At 65.0% G+C, this 21,474-nt stretch carries 24 protein-coding genes; 8 read left to right on the forward strand and 16 right to left on the reverse strand.

Annotated features, from left to right (window positions below; translation table 11 throughout):
- Positions 1 to 27 precede the first annotated feature (27 nt).
- From IVA91_RS20295 to IVA91_RS20310, 4 genes are all read left to right on the forward strand, one after another.
- Positions 28 to 1,323: an O-acetylhomoserine aminocarboxypropyltransferase gene (locus IVA91_RS20295; RefSeq protein WP_247281473.1), complete on the forward strand. Its 1,296-nt coding sequence runs from the start codon at positions 28 to 30 to the stop codon at positions 1,321 to 1,323.
- A 4-nt stretch (positions 1,324 to 1,327) separates the two neighbouring features.
- Positions 1,328 to 2,110 (forward strand): alpha/beta hydrolase, encoded by a 783-nt coding sequence (locus IVA91_RS20300; protein ID WP_247281474.1) that lies wholly within the window; start codon positions 1,328 to 1,330, stop codon positions 2,108 to 2,110.
- Between the two features lie 68 nt (positions 2,111 to 2,178).
- Positions 2,179 to 2,682, forward strand: a complete 504-nt coding sequence (locus IVA91_RS20305; RefSeq protein WP_247281475.1) for a DUF6496 domain-containing protein — start codon at positions 2,179 to 2,181, stop codon at positions 2,680 to 2,682.
- Between the two features lie 78 nt (positions 2,683 to 2,760).
- Positions 2,761 to 3,492 carry a 3-oxoacyl-ACP reductase family protein gene (locus IVA91_RS20310; protein ID WP_247416879.1) on the forward strand — a complete coding sequence of 244 codons (732 nt, stop codon included), beginning with the start codon at positions 2,761 to 2,763 and terminating at the stop codon, positions 3,490 to 3,492.
- A 240-nt stretch (positions 3,493 to 3,732) separates the two neighbouring features.
- Here the strand turns inward: IVA91_RS20310 and IVA91_RS20315 are convergent, their stop codons facing one another.
- Genes IVA91_RS20315 through phnG form a run of 9 tightly spaced genes read right to left on the reverse strand, consistent with a single transcriptional unit; the run spans position 3,733 to position 10,667 of the window.
- Positions 3,733 to 4,344: a pyridoxamine 5'-phosphate oxidase family protein gene (locus IVA91_RS20315; protein WP_247281477.1), complete on the reverse strand. Its 612-nt coding sequence runs from the start codon at positions 4,342 to 4,344 to the stop codon at positions 3,733 to 3,735.
- Between the two features lie 28 nt (positions 4,345 to 4,372).
- Entirely contained in the window at positions 4,373 to 4,969 is a 597-nt protein-coding gene (phnN, locus tag IVA91_RS20320; RefSeq protein ID WP_247281478.1) for a phosphonate metabolism protein/1,5-bisphosphokinase (PRPP-forming) PhnN, read from the reverse strand.
- The gene (locus IVA91_RS20325) at positions 4,966 to 6,123 is read right to left on the reverse strand and encodes an alpha-D-ribose 1-methylphosphonate 5-triphosphate diphosphatase (protein ID WP_247281479.1); all 1,158 of its coding nucleotides are present in this window, start codon (positions 6,121 to 6,123) and stop codon (positions 4,966 to 4,968) included. The genes phnN and IVA91_RS20325 overlap by 4 nt, the downstream gene beginning before the upstream one ends.
- Positions 6,124 to 6,134: 11 nt before the next feature.
- Positions 6,135 to 6,833, reverse strand: coding sequence for a phosphonate C-P lyase system protein PhnL (gene phnL, locus IVA91_RS20330; protein ID WP_247281480.1), 699 nt, complete (start codon positions 6,831 to 6,833; stop codon positions 6,135 to 6,137).
- A gap of 22 nt (positions 6,834 to 6,855) precedes the next feature.
- Positions 6,856 to 7,653 (reverse strand): phosphonate C-P lyase system protein PhnK, encoded by a 798-nt coding sequence (gene phnK, locus IVA91_RS20335; RefSeq protein ID WP_247281481.1) that lies wholly within the window; start codon positions 7,651 to 7,653, stop codon positions 6,856 to 6,858.
- On the reverse strand, positions 7,646 to 8,536 hold the full coding sequence (locus tag IVA91_RS20340; protein ID WP_247281482.1) for an alpha-D-ribose 1-methylphosphonate 5-phosphate C-P-lyase PhnJ: 891 nt from the start codon (positions 8,534 to 8,536) through the stop codon (positions 7,646 to 7,648). The genes phnK and IVA91_RS20340 overlap by 8 nt, the downstream gene beginning before the upstream one ends.
- Entirely contained in the window at positions 8,533 to 9,636 is a 1,104-nt protein-coding gene (locus IVA91_RS20345) for a carbon-phosphorus lyase complex subunit PhnI (protein ID WP_247281483.1), read from the reverse strand. Before IVA91_RS20345 ends, IVA91_RS20340 begins: the two co-directional genes overlap by 4 nt.
- 4 nt (positions 9,637 to 9,640) lie before the next feature.
- Positions 9,641 to 10,249 carry a phosphonate C-P lyase system protein PhnH gene (gene phnH / locus IVA91_RS20350; protein WP_247281484.1) on the reverse strand — a complete coding sequence of 203 codons (609 nt, stop codon included), beginning with the start codon at positions 10,247 to 10,249 and terminating at the stop codon, positions 9,641 to 9,643.
- Positions 10,250 to 10,253: 4 nt separating this feature from the next.
- Positions 10,254 to 10,667 carry a phosphonate C-P lyase system protein PhnG gene (gene phnG, locus IVA91_RS20355; protein WP_247448914.1) on the reverse strand — a complete coding sequence of 138 codons (414 nt, stop codon included), beginning with the start codon at positions 10,665 to 10,667 and terminating at the stop codon, positions 10,254 to 10,256.
- Positions 10,668 to 10,825: 158 nt separating this feature from the next.
- Here phnG and phnF point away from each other — a divergent pair, with 158 nt between their 5' ends.
- Positions 10,826 to 11,557 (forward strand): phosphonate metabolism transcriptional regulator PhnF, encoded by a 732-nt coding sequence (gene phnF, locus IVA91_RS20360; protein ID WP_247281486.1) that lies wholly within the window; start codon positions 10,826 to 10,828, stop codon positions 11,555 to 11,557.
- A 177-nt stretch (positions 11,558 to 11,734) separates the two neighbouring features.
- Here phnF and phnE (IVA91_RS20365) read toward each other — a convergent pair whose 3' ends face one another.
- From phnE (IVA91_RS20365) to phnC, 4 genes are all read right to left on the reverse strand, one after another.
- The gene (gene phnE / locus IVA91_RS20365; protein ID WP_247281487.1) at positions 11,735 to 12,583 is read right to left on the reverse strand and encodes a phosphonate ABC transporter, permease protein PhnE; all 849 of its coding nucleotides are present in this window, start codon (positions 12,581 to 12,583) and stop codon (positions 11,735 to 11,737) included.
- Positions 12,580 to 13,464, reverse strand: a complete 885-nt coding sequence (phnE, locus tag IVA91_RS20370) for a phosphonate ABC transporter, permease protein PhnE (protein WP_247459096.1) — start codon at positions 13,462 to 13,464, stop codon at positions 12,580 to 12,582. The genes phnE (IVA91_RS20365) and phnE (IVA91_RS20370) overlap by 4 nt, the downstream gene beginning before the upstream one ends.
- 76 nt (positions 13,465 to 13,540) lie before the next feature.
- Positions 13,541 to 14,476, reverse strand: a complete 936-nt coding sequence (gene phnD / locus IVA91_RS20375) for a phosphonate ABC transporter substrate-binding protein (RefSeq protein ID WP_247281489.1) — start codon at positions 14,474 to 14,476, stop codon at positions 13,541 to 13,543.
- Positions 14,477 to 14,537: 61 nt separating this feature from the next.
- Positions 14,538 to 15,347 carry a phosphonate ABC transporter ATP-binding protein gene (gene phnC, locus IVA91_RS20380; RefSeq protein WP_247281490.1) on the reverse strand — a complete coding sequence of 270 codons (810 nt, stop codon included), beginning with the start codon at positions 15,345 to 15,347 and terminating at the stop codon, positions 14,538 to 14,540.
- Positions 15,348 to 15,534: 187 nt separating this feature from the next.
- On the opposite strand from phnC, the gene IVA91_RS20385 reads away from it, so the two are divergent.
- The 3 genes from IVA91_RS20385 to IVA91_RS20395 are packed head-to-tail and all read left to right on the forward strand — an operon-like array spanning position 15,535 to position 18,116.
- Positions 15,535 to 16,206: a chloramphenicol acetyltransferase gene (locus IVA91_RS20385; protein WP_247281491.1), complete on the forward strand. Its 672-nt coding sequence runs from the start codon at positions 15,535 to 15,537 to the stop codon at positions 16,204 to 16,206.
- Entirely contained in the window at positions 16,203 to 17,399 is a 1,197-nt protein-coding gene (locus IVA91_RS20390; protein ID WP_247281492.1) for an alpha-D-ribose 1-methylphosphonate 5-triphosphate diphosphatase, read from the forward strand. The genes IVA91_RS20385 and IVA91_RS20390 overlap by 4 nt, the downstream gene beginning before the upstream one ends.
- 18 nt (positions 17,400 to 17,417) lie before the next feature.
- Entirely contained in the window at positions 17,418 to 18,116 is a 699-nt protein-coding gene (locus tag IVA91_RS20395) for a DUF1045 domain-containing protein (RefSeq protein ID WP_247416890.1), read from the forward strand.
- A 3-nt stretch (positions 18,117 to 18,119) separates the two neighbouring features.
- Here the strand turns inward: IVA91_RS20395 and IVA91_RS20400 are convergent, their stop codons facing one another.
- The 3 genes from IVA91_RS20400 to IVA91_RS20410 form a co-directional block, all read right to left on the reverse strand.
- A complete protein-coding gene (locus tag IVA91_RS20400) occupies positions 18,120 to 18,728 on the reverse strand; it encodes a hypothetical protein (RefSeq protein ID WP_247281529.1) in 609 nt (202 codons plus the stop codon).
- Positions 18,729 to 18,811: 83 nt separating this feature from the next.
- Entirely contained in the window at positions 18,812 to 20,212 is a 1,401-nt protein-coding gene (locus IVA91_RS20405) for a selenium-binding family protein (RefSeq protein WP_247281494.1), read from the reverse strand.
- A 285-nt stretch (positions 20,213 to 20,497) separates the two neighbouring features.
- Positions 20,498 to 21,436 carry a dihydrodipicolinate synthase family protein gene (locus IVA91_RS20410; RefSeq protein WP_247281495.1) on the reverse strand — a complete coding sequence of 313 codons (939 nt, stop codon included), beginning with the start codon at positions 21,434 to 21,436 and terminating at the stop codon, positions 20,498 to 20,500.
- Positions 21,437 to 21,474 lie beyond the last annotated feature (38 nt).

Here is a 21,474-nt window from a genome sequence, read left to right on the forward strand (position 1 = left end):
TCCGCCGATCGACCAACGAGGCCACGCATGCCCGCGCCAAAGCCGCCTGCCTTCGAGACCCTGAGCCTGCATGCGGGCCAGCATCCGGATCCCGTAACCGGCGCCCGCGCCGTGCCGATCTACCAGACCACGTCCTACGTGTTCCAGGATTCCGATCACGCCGCCGCGCTGTTCAACCTGGAGCGCGCCGGCCACATCTATACGCGCATCTCCAATCCGACCACCGGTGTGCTGGAGGAGCGGCTCGCGGCGCTCGAAGGCGGTGTCGGTGCGATCTGCACCGCCAGCGGCATGGCCGCGCTGCATCTGGCGATCGCGACACTTTTGAACGCCGGCGACCACATCGTGGCATCGAGCTCACTCTATGGCGGCACCATCAACCTGCTGGCGCATACGCTGCCGCGCTTCGGCATCACCACCAGTTTCGTCAAGCCGCGCGATCTCGACGCGTTCCGCGCCGCGATCGGGCCGAACACGAAGCTCGTGATCGGCGAGACCATCGGCAATCCCGGGCTGGAAGTGCTCGACATTCCCAAGGTCGCGGCGATCGCGCATGAGGCAAAAATTCCGCTGCTGATCGACAACACCTTCGCCACACCCTATCTCAGCCGCCCCATCGAGCTCGGCGCAGACATCGTCATGCATTCGGCGACCAAATGGATCGGCGGACACGGCATTGCGATCGGCGGCGCCATCGTCGACGGCGGCCGCTTCGACTGGCGCGGCTCGGGCAAGTTCGGCGCGCTGACCGAGCCCTATGGCGGCTATCACGGCATCGTCTTCGACGAGCAGTTCGGCACCGCGGCCTTCATCATGCGCGCGCGCACCGAGGGCCTGCGCGATTTCGGCGCATGCCTGTCGCCGACCAACGCGTTCCAGCTGCTTCAGGGCGTCGAGACCCTGGGCGTGCGTATGGACCGGCACATGCAGAACACGCATCTCGTGCTGGACGCGCTGAAAGCCAACAAGGCCGTCGATTGGGTGCTGCATCCCTCGCTGGAGAACCACCCGGACTTTCAGCTCGCAAGGGCGCTGCTGCCGCGCGGTGCCGGCTCCATCGTCTCCTTCGGCATCAAGGGCGGCCGGCCCGCCGGGCGCACGTTCATCGAATCACTGCGCATGATCAGCCATCTCGCCAATGTCGGCGATGCCAAGACCTTGGTGATCCACCCCGCCTCGACCACGCATCAGCAGATGGACGCCGAGCAGCTCAAGGCCGCCGGAATCGGCGAGGAGCTGGTGCGGCTCTCGGTCGGCATCGAGACGGCAAGCGACATCATCGACGATCTCAACCAAGCGCTGCGCATCTCGCAAAAGGTCTGACGCCATGAAGCTTTCCGTCAACGGCACCGACGTGTTTGTCGCAACCGGCGGCCGCGACTTCGACAAGTCGCTGCCCGCGGTCGCCTTCATTCACGGCGCCGGCTTCGATCATTCGACCTGGGCGCTGCACACGCGCTGGTTCGCCCATCACGGCTTTTCCGTGCTGGCGCCAGACCTGCCCGGCCACGGTCGCTCGGCCGGGCCGTCGCTGTCGACCATCGCCGAGATGGCCGACTGGACCGCGGCGCTGCTGGATGCGGCCGGCGCCGCGAAGGCGCAACTGATCGGCCATTCCATGGGCTCGCTGATCTCGCTGGAGACGGCGGCGCGGCATCCGGACAAGGTTTCCGCGCTGAGCCTGATCGGCACCGCCGCGACCATGACCGTCGGCCCGGATCTGCTCAAAGCCGCCGAAGCCAATGACCAGGACGCCGTCGACATGGTCTCGATCTGGGGTCTCGGCTTCAAGGCCGAGCTCGGGGGCAGCCTCGCGCCGGGCCTTTGGATGCATGGCGGCGCGCAGGCCGTGTTGAAGCATTGCGACCCGGGCGTGCTGTTCGGGGATCTGTCGGCCTGCAACGGCTATGCGAATGCACTTGCCGCGGCTGCGAGCGTGAAGGTCCCGACCACGCTGATTCTCGGCGAGCGGGACATGATGACTCCCGCGAAAGCCGGCAAGGCGCTGGCGGCGGCGATCCCGCATGCGAAGACCGTCATCGTGCCGGGCGCAGGGCACATGATCATGGCCGAGCGTCCCGACGAACTGCTGGCGGCGCTGAGGAACTGAAAAGGATCAATCGTCCGGGTTATGCGTTGCGGTGAGACATCCCTGTCATCTCGAAGGGAACTCGACTCATGCCAAGACAGGAAATCATTCGCAAAGCGAAGCAGGACAAGCGCGCCGGCAAATCTGCGAGCACGCAGGCCGGCGAATTCGTCAAGGACGAGATCGACAAGATTCGTAAAGGCAAGCACGGCGCACGCTCGACAAAGCAAGCCATTGCCATCGGCCTTTCCGAGGCACGCCGCGCCGGCGTCGATCTGCCGCCGCCGCGCAAGGGGCGCACCAAGAAATCGACGCGCCGCAGCGCCAAATATGCCTATGAGGTCGGCCAGGGCAAGCGCACCCCGAAGCGCCGGCCGCGCGTGTCGCGCGCCGTGGAAAATGTCCTGAAGAAGGAGCCGCGCTCAACGGCGTCGCGCAGCGCGCTGTCAAAACAGGCCAAAAGCGCCGCGAGCCGGCGAACCGCGGCGTCACGTTCGGCCGCTGCGCGGAAAGCGAGCCGCACCAAGGGCGCCAAGACCCGCTCCGCCGCCGCCAAGAAGGCGGCGCGCACCAGGGCGCGGCGGCGGCGCTAAATTCATGTAGCGGCCTTTTGACTTGAATGGCAGTGGCCGACGTCCGGCGATCCCGCTGTGATCGGATCGGAGTTTCTCATGACAGACAGTCTGAAGGGGCGCACGGCGCTCGTCACCGGCGGCTCGCGCGGAATTGGCGCGGCCGTCTGTCGCGCCCTGGCCGAGGCCGGTGCCGCCGTAGCGATCAACTGCCGCGAGCAGATCGGTCGGGCCGAGCAGCTGGCAGGCGAGATCGGCAAGCAGGGCGGCCGCGCCATCGTCGTCGCAGCCGACGTCTCGCAGCGCGAGGCCGTGACCGGCATGGTCGAGCGCGTCACGGCCGGACTCGGACCGATCGACATCCTCGTCAACAATGCTGGCATCGCGATCACGCGCGGCCTCGATGATCTCAGCGAAGACGATTTCGACCGGACCATCCTGGTCAATCTGAAATCCGTGTTCCTGTGCACGCAGGCCGTGCTGCCGTCGATGCGCTCCCGGAAGTGGGGCCGCATCGTCAACATCTCCTCCGGGGCTGCGCGCGGTGCCGGCTCGATCGGCCCGCACTACAACGCGTCCAAGGCCGGCATGGAAGGCCTCACGCGAGGTTATGCCGCGCGGCTGGTGAAGGAGGGCATCACCGTCAACGCGGTGGCGCCGTCGCTGATCGAGACCGACATGATGAGCGGCCAGCAACAGCTCGTCAGCCGCATCCCGCTCGGCCGCTTCGGCACGGCGGAGGAGGTGGCGAAGGCAGTGATGCTGCTGGTCGACAATGCCTACATGACGGGTCAGACCATCGCGCTGAGCGGCGGCATGGCGTTCAATTGAGGTGAGCCGCCGCCGCGGACTCGTTCTTCCCTTCTCCCCTTGTGGGAGAAGGTGGCATAGGCGGCCTTCGGCCGCCGTTCTCAAGAACGTCGAAGCGAAGCTTCGGCTATGGCGCCGGATGAGGGGTATCTGTCCGCGAGATCAGCTGTGAGAGGGTCGCTCGCGGAGAGATACCCCTCACCCGTCTCGCCGCTATCGCGGCGAGCCACCCTCTCCCGCAAGGGGAGAGGGTAAGAAAAGTCACCACATCGTCGCTGCGGCTCGCGCGGGCCAGGCGCGGTCGTACTCCGCGCCGCCGACCTTGTTCTCGCTCATCTCGGCCAGGATCTGGCCGGGCGTCGGCAGGGTCTTTGGGTCGACGCGCCTGTCGGGATTCCAGAGGTCGGCGCGGACGATGGCGCGGGCGCATTGGAAGTAGATCTCGTCCACGCTCATGACCATGACGCTGCGCGGCGCCTTGCCTTCGACCTTGAACGAGGCCAGCAGTTCGGGATCAATCGAGAGATGGGCGCGGCCGTTGGCACGAACCGCATTGCCGGAGCCGGGAATCAGGAACATCAGCGACACCCGGGGATCGCGCACGATATTGCGCAGGGAATCGACCCGATTGTTGCCGCGGCGATCGGGCAGCATCAGTGTCTTCGGGTCATGAATGCGGACAAAGCCAGGGAGATCGCCGCGCGGCGAGCAGTCGATGCCCTCCGGCCCGACCGTGGCGAGCGCCGCGAACGGCGCCTTCTCGATGTAGATGCGGTAGAGTGGCGTGACATGGTCGGCGACTTTCACGGTCGAGGCATCGTTGGTGACGCCGTAGATGGCCTCCAGCTGTTCAACCGTTTCGATCACCGACATTCTTCCACTCTCCTGATCGTGCCCGCCATTACTCATGCCAGCCTTCATTCCTGATCACGCGCACGAGCTGTCGGCTGTGATACTCCGCGCTGCCGGCGTTGAGGATGGTGATGTCGGCAAGCGCCCGCGCGTCATCGACACTGCGCGACAGCCGCGCCGCGATATTGCCGTCGCTGTGCCGCGCCCGCGCGGCAAGCCGCTGCGCCAGCACGTCCGGCGGTGCGGTGATCGCGACCACCACAACATTTGCATAGGCTTGGCGCAGCGCGCCGATGACCGTGCGCGAGACGTTGACGACCACCGTGCGTCCGGCACGGATATCGTCGTTGATCTCGAGCGGCAGTGCGTAGGAATGCCCGTGCGCCTGCCAGTGCATGGCGAAATCGCCATGCTGCTGACCGCGGCGGAATTCGTCAGGGGCAAGCGTGAGATTGTCTTCGGCAGCGGAGGATTCCCGCGTCACAAGGCGGCGTGGAAAGACGATGTCGTGATCCTCACTGCACGCCGCCCGCGCCAGTCGCAAAAGCGTGTCCTTGCCGGCGCCGCTGGGACCGACCACAAGTACTAGCCGCCCGGGTCCGATCGCGCCCGCTGCCTCCTGCGCCATGGCCGCGGTCTCGCTCATGCGACACGACTCCCTTCGCGCCAGACGCTGCGCACGACGGGGACGCTGCCGGCAACATGCACGCGGATCAGGTCGGCGCGCTTGCCGACCGCGATCTCGCCGCGATCGGTGAGTCCGACCGCATCGGCAGGCGCTTTGGTCACGGTGCGGATCGCCGACGGCAGATCGATCGCCGGCACATGCTCGGGCAGCTGCAGCGCACCCATCAGCAGGCTCGACGGAATGTAATCCGACGACAGGATATCGAGCAGGCCTTCGCGGGCGAGATCGACCGCGGCGATATTGCCGGAATGCGAGCCGCCGCGCACGACGTTGGGAGCGCCCATCAGGATGTCGATGCCGGCGTGATGCAGACCGCGCGCGGCCTCGAGCGTGGTGGGGAATTCCGCCACCGCGACACCGTCGCGCACGGCATCGGCGACGTTCTCCTCGGTGGTGTCGTCATGGCTTGCGAGCGGGATCTTGTACGCATGCGCCAGCGTCACGATCTCGCGCATGTTGGTCGCGGCATAGGCCTTCTGATAGGCAAAGCGCTTCGCGAACAGTTCGTCGAGCTCGGCGTCGGTCTTGCCGCCGCCCTTGCCGCGATAATAGTCGCGCAGCTTGACCTCGTCGCGAAACTGGCGCTGGCCCGGCGTGTGATCCATCAGCGACATCAGCTTGACGTCGGGCCGGTCGATCAGCTCCTTGGCCTCCTCGACGACGCTCGGCATCGGGATTTCACAGCGCAGATGCAGGAAATGGTCGGCGCGCAAGAGGCCGGCATCGCGCGCGGTCGTGATCGCGGCGGCGAGCACGCCGGCGCGGCCATCGACTTCCTCCGCGCCGTCCTCGCGCCAGACCCGGAGCGAATCGAACACGGTGGTGATGCCCGAGGTCGCGAGCTGGCCGTCATAGGAGATGACAGCGGCGACCGGATTCCAGAACACCTTCGGTCGCGGCACGTAATGCGCTTCGAGATGGTCGGTGTGAAGCTCGATCAGGCCGGGCATGACGAGGTCGCCGCCAGCATCCTCGGCGTCGGCGGGCGCCCTGCCCTCGCCGATCTCGGCGATGCGTCCGTCGACCAGAGCAAGCCAACCCTGATCGATCACCCGGTCAGCCAGCACGATCCTGGCGTTGGCGATGACGGTGTCCTTCGGCTTGGCGTTCATGTCGATTTCCTTCAGGCCGCGGCGGCGAAGCTGGTGACATCGACGATGCGGTCGGCAATCAGATGCCGGATTTCATCGTCATGGACAATGGCGACCATGGCGACGCCCTGGCGTTTTTTCTCAGCGATCAGCTCGACCGCCACAGTGCGGTTGGCGGCATCGAGCGAAGCGGTCGGCTCGTCGAGCAGCAGGATCGGCAGATCCGAGATGAAGCCGCGCGCGATGTTGACGCGCTGCTGCTCGCCGCCGGAGAAGGTCGCGGGCGGAAGCTGCCACAGCCGCTCGGGAATATTGAGACGATGCAGGAGCGCGCCCGCGCGGGCTTGCGCTTCCGGGCGCGCCAGGCCGTTCACGATCAGAGGCTCGGCGACCACGTCGATGGTCGCAACGCGGGGCACCGCGCGGAGGAACTGGCTGACATAACCGATGGTCACGCGGCGGACATTGAGCACCTGCCGCGGCTCGGCGACGGCAAGATCGATCAGCGCGCCGCGGTGGCGGATGCCGATGCGGCCGGAATCGCAGCGATAATTGCCGAAGATCATCTTCAGGATCGACGACTTGCCGGCGCCTGATGGCCCCGAGAGCACGACGCATTCGCCGGGATCGACATGGAACGTCACGCCGCGCACGACCGGCAATTCGATGCCGCCTTGCAGGTGCATCGTAAAGGTCTTCCGGGCGTCGGTGATGTCGATCATGGCAGTCATTGCAAGGCTCATGCTGGCAGGCTCATGGCGGCAGAATCGAGGAGACGAGGAGTTGCGTATAGGGCTCGCGCGGATCATCGAGCACCTGATCGGTGAGGCCGGTCTCGATGACGCGGCCGCCCTTCATCACCATCACGCGGTGCGACAAAAGGCGTGCCACCGCGAGATCATGCGTGACGATGATGACGGCGAGGTGCAGCTCGGCGACCAGGCTGCGCAGGAGATCGAGCAGGCGCGCCTGCACGGACACGTCCAGGCCGCCGGTCGGCTCGTCCATGAACACCAGCCGCGGCTCGGTGACGAGATTGCGCGCGATCTGGAGCCGCTGGCGCATGCCGCCGGAATAGGTGCGCGGCGCATCGTCGATGCGCGCGACGTCGATCTCGACGCGCATCAGCCAGTCGGAGGCGGTGTCGCGGATACGGCCGTAATGATTCCATCCCACCGCCATCAGCCGCTCGCCGACATTGGCGCCGGCCGAGACCGCCATGCGCAGACCTTGCGCAGGATCCTGATGGACATAGCCCCAGTCGGTGCGGAACAGAAAGCGCCGCTCGGCCTCGCCGAGCGTCGTAAGATCGCGGGCGACGCCGTCGCGCATCCGGTAAGAGACCCGGCCGGCGCTCGGCGTGAGTTGACCCGACAGCATTTGCAGCAGCGTCGACTTGCCCGAGCCGGATTCGCCGACGATCGCCAGCACCTCGCCGGGATAGAGCGCAAAGGACACCTCTCGGCACGCGGCAATGCGGCCGAAGGACTTGCTGAGCGACTCCGCCACCAGTAGCGGCTGGTCGCTTTCGAGCGTATCGAGTTCAGCCATGTGAGCCCGCCTTCTCCTTGTACGGTGCGGCGCTCAGGCTGCCGTGATGGCCGGCGGCCTGCCGGCCCTCGCAATAATCGGTGTCCGAGCAGACGAACATCCGACCGCCCTTGTCGTCGGTGACGATCTCGTCGAGATAGGAGTTCTCCGCGCCGCACAGCGCGCACGGCGCGTTGAAACGGTACGGCTCAAACGGATGATCCTCGAAATCCAGCGACACGACTTTCGTGTAGGGCGGGATCGCGTAGATGCGCTTCTCACGGCCGGCGCCGAACAATTGCAGCGCGGCACAATTGTCCATCTTGGGGTTGTCGAATTTCGGCGTCGGCGACGGGTCCATCACGTAGCGCGCGTTCACCTTGACCGGATAGGCATAGGCAGTCGCGATATGGCCGAAGCGGGCGATGTCCTCATAGAGTTTGACATGCATCAGGCCATATTCGGCGAGCGCATGCATGCGCCGCGTCTCGGTCTCGCGCGGCTCGAGGAAACGTAGGGGTTCAGGGATCGGCACCTGGTAGACCAGCACCTGATTTTCATGCAGCGCGGTCTCAGGAATGCGGTGGCGCGTCTGAATCACGGTTGCCTCGTCCGTCGCCGTCGTGGTGGCGACGCCCGCCGTCTTGGCGAAGAACTTTCGGATCGAGATCGCGTTGGTGGTGTCGTCGGAGCCCTGGTCAATCACCTTCAGCACGTCCTCAGGTCCCAGGATCGCCGCCGTCACCTGCACGCCACCGGTACCCCAGCCATAGGGCATCGGCATTTCGCGGCTGGCGAACGGCACCTGATAGCCGGGGATCGCGATCGCCTTGAGGATCGCACGGCGGATCATCCGCTTGGTCTGTTCGTCGAGATAGGCGAAATTATAGGCGGGCGCGTTCATTCCGCGGCCTCCTTCATGGCATCGGGCGCATTGGCCTCGGCAAACTCCTGGCGCAGCTTGCGGAGCAGGCCGAGCTCGGACTGGAAGTCGACATAATGCGGCAGCTTGAGATGCTCGACGAAGCCGGTCGCCTGCACGTTGTCCGAATGCGACATCACGAACTCCTCGTCCTGCGCGGGGGCACGCACCTCCTCGCCGAGCTCGCGAGCGCGCAGCGCCCGATCCACCAGCGCCATCGACATGGTCTTGCGCTCACTCTGGCCGAAGGCGAGGCCATAGCCGCGGGTGAAGCACGGCGCTTCCGTCGCCGAGCCCTTGAACTGGTTGACCATCTGGCACTCGGTGAGCTCGATCGAGCCGAGCGGCACGGCGAAGCCGACGTCCTCGGCGAAAAATTCGACATCGACCTCGCCAAAGCGGATCTCGCCGGCAAAGGGATGGTTCCGGCCGTAACCGCGCTGGGTGGAATAGCCCATCGCCAGCAGAAAGCCTTCGTCACCACGCGCCAGATTTTGCAGGCGCAGGTCGCGGTCCGCCGGAAAATTCAGCGGCTCGCGGGTGAGATCGCCGACGCTGGCGCCGTCCTCGGCCTGCGGCGAGGACTCGATCAGTCCGTCGCGGCCAAGAATATCCGTCACGCGCGGCGTGGGTGCCGTTGATGCTTCCGCCGTCACTGGCGCTTCCGGCACAACGCCTTTTGCGAGCGAAGGATCGAGCAGGCGGTGGGTATAGTCGAAGGTCGGCCCGAGGATCTGGCCACCTGGAATATCCTTGAAGGTCGACGACACTCGCCGCTGCACGCGCATCGCGCCGGTGTCGACCGGCTCGCTCGCGCCAAAGCGCGGCAGCGTGGCGCGGAAGGCACGGACCAGGAAGATCGCCTCGATCAGATCGCCCCGCGCCTGCTTGATCGCGAGCGCGGCGAGCTCGCGGTCATAGAGCGAGCCCTCGCTCATGACGCGGTCCACGGCGAGGCCGAGCTGCTCCGAGATCTGATCGAGCGTGACTTCCGGAACGCTTGGGTCACCGCGCCGCGCGTTTGCAAGCAGGAGATGGGCGTTCTCGATGGCGCGTTCGCCGCCTTTGACTGCGACATACATGCGGTCAGCTTTCCTTGTTCGCGACGCGGGTGGTGCGCGGGATCGCAACCACCGCATCATCGGCAACCAGCACCACATCGAGGCCGCGCGGAAACAGCGCCTCGTTGAACCGCAGGCGCTCGAACAGATCGAACGGCTTGATCGACGCCTGGAGCGTCGTGGAGCCATCGATGCCGGGGCCGCGCAGCTCGACGCTGCGTCCCGAGCCCAGACTATCGACCTGAAGGATCAATGTGGTCGAGCGATCCGGATATTCGTTGGTGCCGAGCGCGAAGCATTCGAGCGGCGGCAGCGCCGCACCGTCGCTGATCAGCGCAAAGCTGGCGATCGAAGTGTCCTGCACCACCGGCGCGCCAGTGTGGAACTTGAGCCATTTCATCACGTCGGAATTTTCTGCCATGCGCGCATCGAGCCAGAGTGGCGTGTCGTGATCGAACAGCGTCAGCGCGATCGCGGCGGTGCCGCGCATCATCGTATGAAGCGCTCCGGCTGTCGGGACGATGCGCTGGACCGAACCCGGCCGCGCCATCGCATCCATGACCGAACGAAAGGTCGATTGCGCCGACAGAACCCTGTCGGCGAAACCCGGCGGCAGTTCTGCAATCGTGGTCATGATCTCACCCCTCACCGCGCACCATGGTGTAGAAATCAACCTTCGTCGCGGCAGTCTTCGCCGCTGCCTGCTGGCGCCTCGTCATAAGCTGCTCGCGCAACGGCGCGATAATTTCGCGCTCGACGGCTGCGCCAAAATCGCTGGACTGCACCAGCGCGTCGCACAGCGCGATCAGCCGCGCCTTCTCGCTATCGCGACCGAGCGTGTAGCCGAAGCCGACCTCGCCACTGGCAAGCCGGACCGCCGCACGCGACACCGTGGCTTCGCCGAGGTTGAACGGTGCGCCGTCGCCGCCGACCCGGCCGCGCAGCATGACGAGACCGTTTTCGCCTTCGCGCAGATTTTGATGGGCCGGCAGGGCGAGTGCGCGGAGGCGGGCGGCGATCTCGCCCGCCTCCGCGTGCGCCAGCACGGCCATCGCGGCCTTGCGCTGGGCTTGCTGGTTATTCTGCTGGGTCACCAAATCCACCGAACTTGCCGATTCTAAGTTGTCTATGATAATAGACAACTTCATAAAGGAGCGCCATGACTGTTTCGTGACAAAGGCGTGATTTCTGAGCTAGGCTGACCAGCGATATGAGCATGCAAGACACTGCATCGTCGGGCGTCGCGCTGTGGCGCCTCGTCGCCGACGGCATCGAGCGCGGTATCGCCGACGGCCGCTTTGCCGCCGGCGACAAATTACCGGGCGAGATGGAGATCGCGGAAACCTACCGCGTGAACCGCCACACCGTGCGGCGCGCGCTGGCCGCGCTGGCCGAGCGCGGCCTGGTCCGGGCCGAGCGCGGCAGCGGAACCTATGTCGAGGCGCAGAGGCTGGCCTATCCGCTGCGCTCGCGCACCCGGTTCTCCGAGATCGTCGGCGCCGGCGGCCGCGAGCCGCGCGGCCAGTTGATCGAGACCTCCAATGACGTCGCGACCCGGGAGCTGGCGCGCGAGCTCGGCTTGAAGGCCGGCGCGGCGCTGCTGCGGATCGAGGCGATCCGCCTCGCCGATCGCACGCCGATCTGCGTCTCCACCACCTGGCTGTCGGCTGAGTTGTTTCCGGGCGCAGGCGCCGTGTTCGCCGCGACGCGCTCGATGACGAAGTTGCTGGAGCACTACGGCATTCGCGACTACCGCCGCGGCGCGACCCGGATAACGGCCGGCATCATCGACGCGACTGACGCCGCCCGGCTCGATCTTGCACTGGGACGACCGATCCTGGTGGTCGATGCCACCGACCACGCTCTCGACGGCAAGCCGCTGGTGACCAAGCACTCGCGGTTTGCAGCAGAGCGGGTGGAGTTTTTGGTGGACAACGGGTGAGCTGCCGCCCTCTTCCCCTCTCCCCTTGTGGGAGAGGGTGGCTTGCCGCGCAGCGGCGAGACGGGTGCGGGTTCTCTCCGCGAGTGCGGCTCTCATTTGAATGCGCGGAGACGGCCATTATCCGGCGCTTCGCGCCCCCTTCTCCCACAAGGGGAGAAGGGAAGAAGACTGCGGCCGTTAAGCGATAGCCCTTCGTCCGATAATCGCAAAGCGCAGCTTGCCGGAAATGAAATCGATCGCGGCAACCGCGACCAAGATCATCAGGATCAGGAACGACACCTTCTGCCATTCCAAGACGCGGATCTGCTCGGCGAGCTGGAGGCCAATGCCGCCGGCGCCGACGATGCCGATGATGGTGGCCGAGCGGGTGTTGGATTCGACGAAATAGAGCACCTGGCCGGCGATGACAGGCAGGACCTGCGGCAGCAGCCCGAAGCGGATCTCGTGCAGCGCGCTGCCGCCGGAGGCGCGGATGCCCTCGACCTGCTTCTGGTCGGCGCCCTCGATCGCCTCCGAGAACAGCTTTCCGAAGGCGCCGAAATCCGACACGGCGATGGCGAGCACGCCGGCGAACGGGCCGAGCCCGACCACATTGATCCACACCAGCGCCCAGATCAGCGTGTCGACGCCGCGGATCGAATCCAGCAAGCGACGAACGGGAAAGCGCAGGATCTTCGACGGCACCACGTTGCGCGCGGCCAGCAGGCTCACCGGCAGCGCGAACAGCGCCGCCAGCGTCGTGCCGAGTAGCGCGATCGACAGCGTCTCGCCCAGCGCCTTCAGATAGACCGGCAACGAGGAGCCGGGATCGGGCGGGATCATCATCAGGCTGATCCAGCCGAGCTGGCTGAGGCCTGCGAGGAACCGTGACGGCGAGAAATCGAGATCGACCAGACCATAGATCAGGATCGCGAACGCCGCGACGATCATCGCCGGCGTTGCAAGCCGCGCCGAGGCCGGCCGGTTGAACACATCGGGGTAGCGGGCGCGGATCTCTCGCGTCTCGACTTGCTGCGGCCCGGTCACGTCCGCGCCTCCTTGCCGAACAGCCGGCCGCGCAGCCATCCGGTGGTGATGTCGATGATGAAGACGGTCACGATGATGGTGACCAGGATCGCGCTGACGTCGGAGTAATAGAACTTGCGGATGGCAACGACGAGCTCCTGGCCGATGCCGCCGGCGCCGACGAAGCCCATCACCGAGGCTTCGCGCACGTTGATCTCGAAGCGCAGCAGCGCGTAGCTGGCATAACTCGCGGTGACCTGCGGCACGATTGCAAAGCGCATGCAAGACAGCCAGCTCGCCCCGGTCGAGCGGATGCCTTCGACCGGCTTCATGTCGGCGTTCTCGACGATCTCCGAGAACAGCTTGTCGAGCGCGCCGGTGGAGTGGATCGCGATCGCGAGCACGCCCGCCATCGGACCTAACCCAAAGGCGATCACGAAGATCAGCGCGAACACGATGCCGGGAACGGTGCGGGCGAATTCGAGCAGGCGCCGCACCGCAAAGCGCAGCCAGGGCGCAGGCGAAGTGTTCTCCGCCGCGAAGAAGTTCAGGGCAAAGGCGAAGGTGGCGCCGATCAGCGTGCCGACATAGGAGATCAGCAGCGTCTCGCCCAGCATCTTCAACCATTTGCGCCAGCCCCAGAGCCACTCGCCGAGATCAGTCCAGACCCGCTGGCCGCTGTCGAGCGTGAAGATGCGATCGAAATAGCTGATGAAGTTGCCGAAATAGGTGAACAGCGTGCGCAGATTCACTTCGGCGCCGATCGCTGCGAGAATAAGCGCAGCGGCAAAGATACCGGCTCCCAACAGGAGGCGCCATCGCCTGCGCGCGACCGCCTGGCGATAGGCGGCGTTGAGCACGGCAAGCTGCTGCTCGGGGAGGATCGAAACCGCGACGGTCATCTGGTCAGAACAAGTGGTCGATCAAAGAGAAAGAGCCGGGTCCATCGACCCGGCTCCAGTGCATAGTCCCAAAAACTCAGGACGCCTTCTTCTTACGCAGCGCATCGACGAACTTGATCAGCTCGATCGTGCCATCCCAGTCCTTGGTGGTGGCGGGATGAAAGCCCTTCTTCTGGCCATCGGAGAGACGGTCGAACGCGGCCTTGTCCTTGGCCGGCGCATCGAAGAATGCCTTGGCGATGGCGGCCTTGGCATCCTCCGGCAGGTCGGAATTGTAGGCATAAGGGCCGTTGATGATCGGCGCCGACTTGTGGATGATGCGGAAATCGTCCTTCTTCATCGCCGAGCCGTCGGTGTTCTTCAGCATGCCCTTGGTCAGCATCTGCGCCAGCGTGGAATCGTCATCGCTGGTCCACTGGTTGGCGGCAACGTCGACCGTGCCCTGCGCCAGCGCCAGCATCGCATTCTCGTGGCTGCCGGTGAAGACGACCTTGCCGAAATAGGTGTCGGTATCTGGGATGCCCATCTTGTCGAGTTCGAAGCGCGGCACGTTGTTGCCGGAGGTCGAGTTCGGGTCGACGAGGCCGAGATTCTTGCCCTTGAGGTCATCGACCTTCTTGTAGGGGCTGCTCGCCTTGACGAAGAACACCGAATAATAGCCGGTCGAGCCGTCCGCGTTGATGTCGTTGGCGAAGGCGTCGGTCTTGACACCGGTCAGACGGGCGCGGGCGAACGAGGCCGAGCCGTAGCTCGCGATCTGGATGTTGCCGGCACGCTGGCCTTCAATGACGGCTGCATAGTCGTTGGCGATGCGCAGCGTGACCTTCACGCCCAGTTCCTTGGAGAGATAGCTCACGAACGGCGCCCAGCGCTCGGTGACGCCGGAGGCGTTCTCCGCCGGCACGACCGCGAAGGTCAGCTCGGGATATTTGGCTTTCCAGTCGTCCGCCGAGGCGGAGGTGGCAAAGGCGAGCGCGGCGACGCCGGCAAGGATTAATCTGCGAGTGATCATGGTACCCTCTTCATCGGTTGGGGATCGCTTGACGCAAAGACTTGAGTAAAAGAGGCGAGGCTCAGGCCGCCGCGGCCGTCCCGAGCGCCGGAACGCCCTCGGGCGCCGGGATGGGCATGCCGCCCATGACGTCGGCGGCTTCGAGATCGTAGAGCTCGCGCGCCACGTGATCGGTCAGCGCGGCCGGCGCGCCATCGAACACCACGCGGCCCTGCGCCATGCCGATCAGGCGGTCGCAATAGCTGCGCGCCAGATCGAGCGAATGCAGATTGCAGAGCACGGTGATGCCGAAATGCTTGTTGATGCGCAGCAGCGCATCCATCACGATTTTGGTGTTGCGCGGATCGAGCGAGGCAATCGGTTCGTCGGCGAGGATGATGTCGGGCTGCTGGACCAGGGCGCGGGCAATCGCCACGCGCTGCTGCTGTCCGCCGGAGAGCTGGTCGGCGCGCTGGGCGGCGAGCGCGGCGATGTCGAACTGCTCCAGCGCGGACATCGCCAGCGCCTTATCCTGCTCGGGCCAGAGCTGCGACAGCGAGCGCCAGGCGGGCATCGTTGCGAGGCGCCCCATCAGGACGTTGGTGAGGACATCGAGCCGGCCGACCAGGTTGAACTGCTGGAAGATCATTGCCGAGCGCGCCCGCCACTGCCGCAGCTCCTTGCCGCGCAGCGCGGTGACATCGATGCCGTCGAACAGGATGCGGCCCTCGGTCGGCGTCGCCAGGCGGTTGATGGTCCGCAGCAGGGTCGACTTGCCGGCGCCGGACCGTCCGATCACACCGACGAAGCCGCCCGGGGCAACTTGAAACGAAGCGTCGTCCACCGCGGCCTTTGCGCCGAAGCGACACGTCAGACCTTCCACGACCAGCATGCAGGGCTCCAGATTAATCGGACCCACCGCTAACGCCGGCGCTTAACACTTGTGTGACATCCGCGTTGCGGTGCGGCGATCCAACACACGTCATCCCCTGTCATCGCCACGTCATGACGTTGTCATCAAAGCATTGTCATCAAGCCGCTCCAAGAAAAATGCCCCACCCTCGCGCTTCGGATGCAACATGGCCGCCAAAGCTCTTTCGATTCAGCCGACCATTGATCCCTCGGCCAAGCTGCACGAGGCCAGGCTCGGCGCCTACACCGAGGTCGGCGCGCGCACCGTACTGCATGAAGTGGCGATGGGCGATTACTCCTATGTCGTCAACGATGCCCAGATCACCTACACCACCATCGGAAAGTTCTGCTCGATCGCGGCAATGACGCGGATCAATCCCGGCAATCATCCGATGCATCGTGCGACCCAGGCGCATTTCACCTACCGTTCAAGCGCCTATTTCGAAGGTGAAAGCGACGACACCGAGTTCTTCGACTGGCGCCGCCAGCATCACGTCCATGTCGGTCACGATGTCTGGATCGGCCACGGCGCGATCGTGCTGCCCGGCCGCAATATCGGCACCGGCGCGGTGATCGCGGCGGGCGCTATCGTCACCAAGGACGTGCCGGCCTACACCATCGTCGCCGGCAATCCGGCGCGCATCGTGCGGCGGCGGTTCTCGGAGCAGATCGCCGGCCGGCTCGCCAAGCTCGCCTGGTGGGACTGGGATCACGACAAATTGCGTGAAGTGCTGCCCGATTTCCGCAAGCTCGGGATTGAAGATTTCCTCGCGACATACGAAGCACGGGCGAGCTCTTTCACCGGTTCTCCTGCCAGCAAACCAAGCGCGGTCGCGTGACAGACATTTTCCTTGAAGGCGGCCGGGTCCTGATCGGCGCCGGGCTCGTCGAAACCTCACTTCTCGTGTCCGGAACGGACATTGCGTTGGTCGATGTCCCTCGCGGCCGCGCGCGGCTCGCTATCGATGCCCGCGACCTGCTGGTGCTGCCAGGCATCGTCGATCTGCATGGCGATGCCTTCGAGCGCCAGATGATGCCGCGCGCCGGCGTCGATTTCCCGATCGACGTCGCGCTCGCCGACAGTGATCGTCAGGCGATCAGCAACGGCATCACCACGGTGTTCCACGCCACGACCTGTTCGTGGGAGCCTGGCTTGCGCAGCGCTGACAATGCGCGCGGCCTGATGGAGGCGATCGAGCGGCAGCGTCCGCAATTCGCCGCCGACACCCGCTTCCACCTGCGGCACGAGACCTACAATCTCGATGCCGAGACCGAGATCAGCCAGTGGCTCGCGGAAGGCCGCGTCGACCTGTTCGCCTTCAACGACCACATGGACGGCACGGTTGCGGACATGGCCAAGCCGCGCAAGCGCAACCGCATGGTGGAGCGCACCGGCCTATCGAGCGAGGAATTTGACCGGCTGGTCGAACGTGTGGTGGCGCGCGCCACCGACGTTCCGGCGTCGGTCTCGCGGCTTGCGGCGGCAGCCCGCGCCGCCGGGGTGCGAATGCTCTCGCATGACGATGCGACGCCGGCGATGCGCCAGGAGTTTCGCGATCTCGGCGCGTTGATCGCCGAGTTTCCGATCAACGAGGAGACAGCGCGGGCGGCAGCAAGCCACGGCGACGCCATCGTCTATGGCGCTCCCAACGTCGTGCGCGGCGGCAGCCATACCGGCTGGACCAGGGCGTCGGACATGGTCGCCAAGGGTCTCTGCTCGGTGCTGGCCTCGGACTATTACTATCCGGCACAGCTGCTGGCCGCATTCCGGCTCGCCGCCGACCGCGTGCTGCCGCTGGAGCAGGCCTGGGATTTGGTCTCTGCCGGACCTGCGCGTGCAACCGGCCTTACCGATCGCGGCGCCATCGCGGAAGGGCGCCGCGCCGACATTCTTTTGGTCGACGACAGCGTGGAGTTGCGGCCGCGGCTAATCGCCGTGATATCAGGCGGCAAGCTGGTGCATCTCACCGATGCGACGCGGCTGCTCACAGCAGCAGCGGCGGCGCCGCGCGAGGCTGTCGTTGCGGCTTAAATTGGTTATGCTGAGGCGATGACAGGTTTTCCCCGCTACGCGATCTATTTTGCGGCCGACGCCCACAGCGCCCTCTCCCGCTTCGGCGCCGAGCTGCTCGGCTACGATGCCTACACCGGCGACGAAGTGCCGTTTCCGCGCGAGGCACTGGATGTCGCGCCGGACTGGCGCGATATCAGCGCCGATCCCCGCAAATACGGTTTTCACGCCACACTGAAGGCGCCGATGATGCTGGCGCCGGGCAAGAGCGAGGCCGAGCTCGCGGCGGCCTGCGCGGCATTTGCTGGTAAGGAGCGACCGATTCCGGCGATACGACCGGTCGTCGATTCCATAAGCGGCTTCATTGCCGTGATCGCGGCCGAGCCGGTCGATGCGCTCCAGCAGCTCGCCGCCGATTGTGTCAGCGAATTCGACTCGTTCCGCGCCCCTCTGAGCGCGGAAGATCGCGCGCGTCGCAAGCCCGAGAAACTGAGCGAGCGGCAGCGCGATTACCTCGACCGCTGGGGCTACCCTTACGTGATGGAAGAATTTCGCTTTCACATGACCCTGACAGGACGGCTGGACGCAGAGCGCCGCGGGCCCATTCTGGAGATGCTGCGGAGCAGGTTTGCAGCGCTAGGATCCAAGACGCTCGTGATCGACCGCATCGTACTGTTCAAACAGGACGACGCGAAGGCACGCTTTCGCATCGTCGGCGAGTGGGCTTTGACGCGCTAGGCTTCACCGCCAGCTCGAGACATTGAAGGCGAGCGCCACGATCCCAACCACGATGAGGCTGGTTGCCCAGATCACATCCAGATTGAACCAGCTTCGCGAGACAAGCCTCAATCCCAGATAGCGGTAGACCAGCCACGCCAGACATCCGCCCGCGCTGATCATGGCGGCAACGTGCACCACAGACACCAGCACCGCCATCCCGAGACTTGCCTTCACAAGATTTGCCTTCATCAGCGCGCCGGCGGCCGCATGGCCGGCATCGAGTTCGAAGGCCTGGCAGAGACCGAGATAGATCGGCACGAGCATCAAGGCGGCGCCGTGAGCAATGGCAACGGCAAACGACCAGAGCGCCAATTGCGTTGGCGGAATTCGTGCCAGCGTGCGCGGATGACGTCGCTCGATCAGCCGATAGACGCCGAAACCGATGACGAGAAGGCTCGCGACTAGCTGGATCGAACGCTGCCACTCGGCCAGCACGAGCAGCAGCGCGAATGGCAGCAGCACGAGAAGCGTTGCCAGAAGATGCCCGGCCGCCAGAGCCCACAACGCACGGAACAGCGCGCGCGGGCTCTTGTCCATGAGCCCGGCCGACACGGCGAGCGGCCATCCCATACCCGGATTGACCCCGTGATAGAAGCCGCTCGCAACGAGAGCGAGCCAGAGCCAGCCAAGCGCCGGGCTCGCGTGTCCCCAATCTAGGCCGACGGGTAGCAAAAGGAGTCCGTCGAACAATCGCCGCCTTCCAGCCTGATCTGGTGCGCACGATATCCGTCGGGGAAGCTCACGAAATAGTCCTTGTCGAGCTCGAGACCGCCGTCGCGACCGACATTGGCCATGACTTCCACGCCCGGAACTCCGTCGGGGTAGAATTGGTCATCCCAGGTGGAATAGAGCGAATTGGTCCAGTACACGCGCCTGCCATCGCGGCTGATCTCGACCATCTGCGGACCTGCCGCAAAGGCCTTGCCGTTCGGATGAGGCGTGCGGCGCGCGATGCCACCGATGTGGACCGAGCCTGCAAGCTTCGGCTTTCGCGGATCACTGACGTCGTACTGGCGCATTTCACCCGTGCCCCAACACGAGACATAGAGAAAGCGATCATCCATCGACAGGTCGATATCGGTCACCAGAGGCGGCACAGCACCAAAACCCTGGAGCAGCGGCGGGAGCTTCTCCTTTGGCGCGGGCTCCGGCTGGATCGTCGCCGTCTTCTCCACGTGGAATGTCCCGCCTTCGCGCCACCAGGTCCAGATCGATGCTTCGAGGTTGGTGGTGTCGACCACGACGCCAACGAAGCCGTATTCGCGAACCGGATCGTGCGCGGGCCGCACCTCCAGGGCCATCTGATGATTGGCGCCGAGGTCGATGGTCTGGACGTTGCGACGGGCGCGAAGATCCCAGAAGTGGAGACGATGGCCATATTTATTCGCGAGCAGATCTTCCGGGACGATCCCGTTCTCGAACTGGGGCGGCAACGCCCATTCACTCGTCACCATGTAGTCGCGCGGCAGGTTCCACCAGAAATCATAGTGCAACGTCTGCCGACCGCGGTCGATCTCCCATCGTCCCAGGACCTCGAACGTCTCGCAATCCATGATGAAAACGCCTGGAGGACCGTTGGTGCCGTCCTTGCCGCCGCCGCCCAGCGTGCTCACATAGATGCCGTCCGGCCCGCAATGGATGGTATGCGGCCGCGAGTAACCGGTCTTTTTGAAGACTTCTTCGGGCTCGATGATCTTGTGGATCTTGGCTTTGGTCGGATCTGGCTTGGTGTCGATGATGTAGATCCGCGACGAGCGCAGTCCGGGGATGATGAGATAGCGCCGCTCGATGAAGGCATGTCCGGCGAGCGGCGACAAGGCGGAGGAGCAGGCATTCCAGCCGAAGTGGTGAAATTCATCGCCCTTGTTGGGCATCGTCACGGTATGGACGATTTGGCTGTAGGTCGGCGACCCCGGCTTGACGTCGATGACCGCGAGAGCATCAGGTTTTGAGAAATCTGGACTGAGCAGCAGCGTGTAGGCAAAGTTCTCCGCTGGTGCTTCCATCGCAAGCTTGGGCGATGCGTGAAAGGTGGGATCCGGCCTCATCGTCATGGCACTGCCTCCCTGTTCCGTCGGTTCACGCCAACCTGGCTCGAAATAGCGGCAAAAGAAGAGCTGTTAGGTGATGTCCTGAGATTCTCCGCAGGCCTGGTTGGCAAACGTACAATATGTCATCGCCGGGCAGCGGGAAACCACCCGAACCGCGCCAATTCGACGCCTTCAGCCGAAATGGGCGGACCCCGTCGTTGCGAGCGAAGCGAAGCAATCCAGACTTTCTCCGCCGAAACAGTCTGGATACTTTCGTCGCTTCGCTTCTCGCAACGACGGTGGAGAGCCCTACTTCCCCCACCGCAGCGCCAGCGCGTCGCGCTCCTTGGCCAGCTCCAGCAGCCCCGCGCGCGTCGCCGGATGCAACGGCTGCAGCGGATGGCGCACCGTGTCCGACCTGATCACGCCACCGGCCTGCATCATGACCTTGCAGGCGATCAGGCCGCATTGGCGGTTCTCGTAATTAATCAGCGGCAGCCAGCGCTCGTAGGCCGCCTTGGCCTCCTCGCGCTTGCCGGCGAAATAGGGATCGATGATCTGGCGAATGCCGTCGGGATAGCCGCCGCCGGTCATCGCCCCGGTGGCGCCGGCATCGAGATCGGCGAGCAGCGTGATCGCCTCCTCGCCGTCCCAGGGGCCCTCGATGTTCTTGCCACCCGCATCGATCAGGCTGCGCAGCTTTGCGGCAGCGCCGGGCACCTCGATCTTGAAATAGCGGATGTTGGAGAATTCGCGCGACAGCCGCGCCAGCAGCTCGACCGAAAGCGGCGTGCCGGCAACCGGCGCATCCTGAATCATGATCGGAATGGTGATCGCGCCCGAGAGCACCTTGAAGAATTCGACGATGCCCTTCTCGGGGACGCGGAAGGTCGCGCCGTGATAGGGCGGCATCACCATCACCATGGCGGCGCCGGCCGCCTCGGCCTGCCTGCTGCGCGCCGCGCAGACGGCCGAGCTGAAATGCGTGGTGGTGACGATCACGGGAACCCGTCCGGCGACATGCTCCAGCACGGTATGCATCACGGTTTCGCGCTCGGCATCGGTGAGCACGAACTGTTCGGAGAAATTGGCGAGGATGCAGATGCCGTGCGAGCCGGCGTCAATCATGAAATCGATGCAGCGGCGCTGGCCTTCGAGGTCGAGCTCGCCGCGCTCGTCGAAGATAGTGGGCGCGACCGGGAACACGCCGCGATAGGGGCGCTGGGCCTTGTGTGGGGTGACCGGCATCGAACTCTCCATCCCTGATGTGTCTTACGTCTGGCGCC

Source organism: Bradyrhizobium sp. 153 (assembly GCF_023073835.1).
GTDB lineage: Bacteria > Pseudomonadota > Alphaproteobacteria > Rhizobiales > Xanthobacteraceae > Bradyrhizobium.

What these genes read in the sequence shown, in the direction of transcription:
- IVA91_RS20395 (WP_247416890.1), top strand. Translation starts at nt 17,418, where the DNA reads ATGACAGGTTTTCCCCGCTACGCGATCTATTTTGCGGCCGACGCCCAC.
- IVA91_RS20345 (WP_247281483.1), bottom strand. Translation starts at nt 9,636, where the DNA reads ATGTATGTCGCAGTCAAAGGCGGCGAACGCGCCATCGAGAACGCCCAT.
- phnD (WP_247281489.1), bottom strand. Translation starts at nt 14,476, where the DNA reads ATGATCACTCGCAGATTAATCCTTGCCGGCGTCGCCGCGCTCGCCTTT.
- IVA91_RS20305 (WP_247281475.1), top strand. Translation starts at nt 2,179, where the DNA reads ATGCCAAGACAGGAAATCATTCGCAAAGCGAAGCAGGACAAGCGCGCC.
- IVA91_RS20405 (WP_247281494.1), bottom strand. Translation starts at nt 20,212, where the DNA reads ATGACGATGAGGCCGGATCCCACCTTTCACGCATCGCCCAAGCTTGCG.
- phnK (WP_247281481.1), bottom strand. Translation starts at nt 7,653, where the DNA reads ATGGCTGAACTCGATACGCTCGAAAGCGACCAGCCGCTACTGGTGGCG.
- IVA91_RS20315 (WP_247281477.1), bottom strand. Translation starts at nt 4,344, where the DNA reads ATGTCGGTGATCGAAACGGTTGAACAGCTGGAGGCCATCTACGGCGTC.
- phnE (WP_247459096.1), bottom strand. Translation starts at nt 13,464, where the DNA reads ATGACCGTCGCGGTTTCGATCCTCCCCGAGCAGCAGCTTGCCGTGCTC.
- phnL (WP_247281480.1), bottom strand. Translation starts at nt 6,833, where the DNA reads ATGACTGCCATGATCGACATCACCGACGCCCGGAAGACCTTTACGATG.
- IVA91_RS20310 (WP_247416879.1), top strand. Translation starts at nt 2,761, where the DNA reads ATGACAGACAGTCTGAAGGGGCGCACGGCGCTCGTCACCGGCGGCTCG.
- phnF (WP_247281486.1), top strand. Translation starts at nt 10,826, where the DNA reads ATGAGCATGCAAGACACTGCATCGTCGGGCGTCGCGCTGTGGCGCCTC.
- phnC (WP_247281490.1), bottom strand. Translation starts at nt 15,347, where the DNA reads ATGCTGGTCGTGGAAGGTCTGACGTGTCGCTTCGGCGCAAAGGCCGCG.
- IVA91_RS20400 (WP_247281529.1), bottom strand. Translation starts at nt 18,728, where the DNA reads ATGGGATGGCCGCTCGCCGTGTCGGCCGGGCTCATGGACAAGAGCCCG.
- IVA91_RS20410 (WP_247281495.1), bottom strand. Translation starts at nt 21,436, where the DNA reads ATGCCGGTCACCCCACACAAGGCCCAGCGCCCCTATCGCGGCGTGTTC.
- phnG (WP_247448914.1), bottom strand. Translation starts at nt 10,667, where the DNA reads ATGGCCGTGCTGGCGCACGCGGAGGCGGGCGAGATCGCCGCCCGCCTC.
- IVA91_RS20385 (WP_247281491.1), top strand. Translation starts at nt 15,535, where the DNA reads ATGGCCGCCAAAGCTCTTTCGATTCAGCCGACCATTGATCCCTCGGCC.
- phnH (WP_247281484.1), bottom strand. Translation starts at nt 10,249, where the DNA reads ATGACCACGATTGCAGAACTGCCGCCGGGTTTCGCCGACAGGGTTCTG.
- IVA91_RS20300 (WP_247281474.1), top strand. Translation starts at nt 1,328, where the DNA reads ATGAAGCTTTCCGTCAACGGCACCGACGTGTTTGTCGCAACCGGCGGC.
- IVA91_RS20325 (WP_247281479.1), bottom strand. Translation starts at nt 6,123, where the DNA reads ATGAACGCCAAGCCGAAGGACACCGTCATCGCCAACGCCAGGATCGTG.
- IVA91_RS20295 (WP_247281473.1), top strand. Translation starts at nt 28, where the DNA reads ATGCCCGCGCCAAAGCCGCCTGCCTTCGAGACCCTGAGCCTGCATGCG.
- IVA91_RS20340 (WP_247281482.1), bottom strand. Translation starts at nt 8,536, where the DNA reads ATGAACGCGCCCGCCTATAATTTCGCCTATCTCGACGAACAGACCAAG.
- phnN (WP_247281478.1), bottom strand. Translation starts at nt 4,969, where the DNA reads ATGAGCGAGACCGCGGCCATGGCGCAGGAGGCAGCGGGCGCGATCGGA.